Annotated in this window: 3 protein-coding genes; 1 reads left to right on the forward strand and 2 read right to left on the reverse strand. The window is 31.0% G+C overall.

The genetic code is table 11. The features are described from left to right. Positions 1-20: 20 nt before the first annotated feature. Positions 21-776, reverse strand: a complete 756-nt coding sequence (locus AC1DSB_RS16915; protein WP_477533387.1) for a PmeII family type II restriction endonuclease — start codon at positions 774-776, stop codon at positions 21-23. Positions 777-1,249: 473 nt separating this feature from the next. Here AC1DSB_RS16915 and AC1DSB_RS16920 point away from each other — a divergent pair, with 473 nt between their 5' ends. Continuing rightward, positions 1,250-1,708 (forward strand): GNAT family N-acetyltransferase, encoded by a 459-nt coding sequence (locus AC1DSB_RS16920; RefSeq protein WP_477587173.1) that lies wholly within the window; start codon positions 1,250-1,252, stop codon positions 1,706-1,708. 267 nt (positions 1,709-1,975) lie between these two features. On the opposite strand, the gene AC1DSB_RS16925 is transcribed toward AC1DSB_RS16920, so the two are convergent. Beyond that, positions 1,976-3,195, reverse strand: a 1,220-nt coding sequence (locus AC1DSB_RS16925; RefSeq protein WP_477587174.1) for a nuclease domain-containing protein, incomplete at its 5' end; no start/stop codon positions are given.

Below are 3,195 nucleotides of genomic sequence, written 5' to 3' on the forward strand. Positions count from 1 at the left end.
CTAGAAAGGTTAAGCATCCTCTAGTATTCATTTTTTACTGTTTCAAAACCTGGCAATTTTTCTATCTCTTTTGCTAACTCACAAATAACTTCCTCTATTAACTCCGAGCTGTCATACTCTGACGCTACCTGTCCTATAGCATCTGTCAATTTCTCATAGAACTCATGATCACCAGTAAGTCTATGCCAAAACTCTTCTCCTATTAATACAGGATATTCCATATTAATTTTCTTATAATGTCCGCTTAATTCCTTTTTAGTTCCATAAAAGACTCCTACCACTAAATCATCGAGAGCTATTCTCTGCCCATTAGTCCTTGCCAAAGCTCTTACACCTTGAAAATGACCTTTAATAGTTTTTACATCATCTTTATTAATAGTATTAGGACCAGCTTTTATCTGACAATATTTTCTCTCACCATCTATTTTATCAATAAATTCAATATCAATACCTGATGTTGTCGATTTGAAGCCTTCCAAAACCTCACTACAAAATAGCTGTAGCTTGTTTCCAAAAGTAGTATTGATTGATGTACCTAATACTCTAGGATATACAAGTGCTTGAGCCACGCTCAATGGATCAACATTACCAGTTAAGAAACTTGCTTTATACTTGTCTAAAAATGGATTGAGATTAAATTCCTTTAGTTTTTTCAACTTTTTAGTATTCACTATATGACTTGGAGCAATTTCTTTTCTAAAGAAATCCTTTGCCTTCTCGATTATTACATTCAAGTCATATGGATCCATTTTTAAATTTTGCTTATCCTCATACACTATTATTCCTCACTCCTCTATTACTCACTATATTACATCATATACCACTTGGTTATAAATGGTAATATAGTTAGTAATTTTAATTTCTTAATTTTTTTCTTATTCACAACTTTATCAAATGTTCCGACAAGTTTACAAACTGTTATCAATTCAGGTCGTTCAACCTTTACTATACGATTCACTTTTTCCTTGTCCTCCTGTCACTTACCGAGCTCCTTTGTATGCTCATGCAGCATCCTGGCTATACATGTTTTCTTTCTGCGAACGGCATTTTCTTATTCACTATTTAGAGATAATTACATCAACTTGGTGCATTACATTTAAATTTATAAATCTATCTATTCGCTTAAAAATAATTTACAACTAATCCATTAAACTACTCACTGTTTATTGATATCTGATCACATTTAGTATATTCTTAATTTATTGAAAACTCCTTATAAATAAAAACTTTTTAAAGGAAGAGAACCTTTATGATTAAACCATTGAAAAACTCCATTATACACTTTGCACTTAAAATCCTTACCATCCAACGTCCCTCCTATCAAATCGAAGCAGACCTCATTGAATTCCAAAGCATTCCAGCTCTTTCCGAAACAGTCGACGACATCATGAACAGCAAAGAAATTTTCATCGGTTATTACGAAGACGATCAACTCCTTGGGGTTCTCTCCTATGAAGAAAATGAAGACTTCGTTGATATTTGCCGGTTGGTTGTGGCTCCCGCTTCTTTTCGCAAAGGGATTGGACGTCAGTTGGTGAAATACGTAGTGGAAGAAATACGGGGCAATCGTGATGTGATTGTCTCAACGGGATTAAAGAATATCCCTGCTGCTACTCTTTATGAAAAGTTGGGGTTCCAGCAAGAATGTTTACTGGATATTGCTCCTAATTTGCAGATTGTAAAAATGCGATACCGTACATTTAAATAGGAGAATATCTTTTCTGAAAGAAACCGGTTCATGTACGTTCACTATTGAAAAATACCCATTATGAATCCCTTTCTTATGATGGACAATTATTCCAAATTTTTCAGTTTGTTGTTAGCAATAACGTAACTAAAAAGAGTAACCTAATTTATTTAGGCTACTCTTTTTCCTTCTATTAAGTACCAATTATTTAATAATTATCTGACTAAATTCACTATCAATTGAGTTCATTACGCAATATAAACTTTAAAATTAGCATTCATTGCAGGTTCACCCTTCAGGAGCACTATTTACAATTTCGTCTATTGCTTTACTAAAAATATCCACGAAATATTCATGTTCTTCTCCGGGCGAAAGATCAACTAGCCTGATTTGATGTTCATTTAATTCTCTCTTATTTTTTTTTCCTCGTCCTGGGTAAACTGGCCATACTTCAAATACTGGTCTAATTTGCCTTAATTGTCTTTCATTCATTCTTCCCTTATATAGCCAACTACTCCTGCACATTGAACTATAATTATTTAATTGTTTCATAACATCTGAAGGATTACTTTTACTCATAAGCGAGTCTTTCCATATATTATGTAAAGGTCTATATTTGAAGTCTAAAATCATACTCCCAATATGTCCATTAGCATCATATACATCAATTCTACAATCAGGACGGTTATGATTTGAGCTAGTATATAGAGGCTTTCTTAAAGATGTTTTGTCTGAAGAAGAAGGTAATACTTCATCATAAGTTATTATGATTTCTATTTCTTCTTTTTTAAATATTACATATGAGCCTTGTGATAATTCTGGTACTTCCACATTTGTACTACTAGAATTAATTTTTAATAGCCATCCTTCAACAGCTTTATATCCCATTTTTTCTGATAACAATGTTTCAATCACTTTAATAAATCCCCATATTTCGTATAGCTTATCAGTTCTCTTCCAATGAAATTTAAAAGATTCATCAAGTGAAATTGAATATTTTTGTTCCATCATTTCTCTATATATTTGATTAATAAAATTATATCTATTGTCAAACAACATCGCTAATGGTACTTGATCTTGATTACTCTCTTCTAATTCCTTAATCCATTTAATTAAAAGAAATTTATTCCAAGATTTTTCTATTTTTTGAATGTCATTTTTCATTTTTTGTAAATCATTTATAATTTTATTCTGCAATCTTAAATTAGATTTGTTTGATTCACCCCAATAAGAACTCTCTTTAATTTCTATAATTACTTTTTGTTCCGAATTAAGAAGAAATTCCTTTAAATTTTTGGTGATCACATTCAATTTCATTACAATGTGTTTTAACATAATATTTTCTTTTAATTTATAATAATAAACAGGCTTAGGCTCTTTTAATAAATTTTTTAGGTTAGGGTGTTCAGCTTTAAACTTAATAGTATGTTCATCAATCCTTCGAACCCGAGAATCTTGTACAAGATGATATTCTTTTTTTAATTCATATCGAGGATTAGATATTATAT

This window comes from Paenisporosarcina sp. P4_E4_2, assembly GCF_056401595.1.

Excerpts from the sequence above, each read along its gene's own strand:
- AC1DSB_RS16920 (WP_477587173.1), top strand. The coding sequence starts at position 1,250 with ATGATTAAACCATTGAAAAACTCCATTATACACTTTGCACTTAAAATC.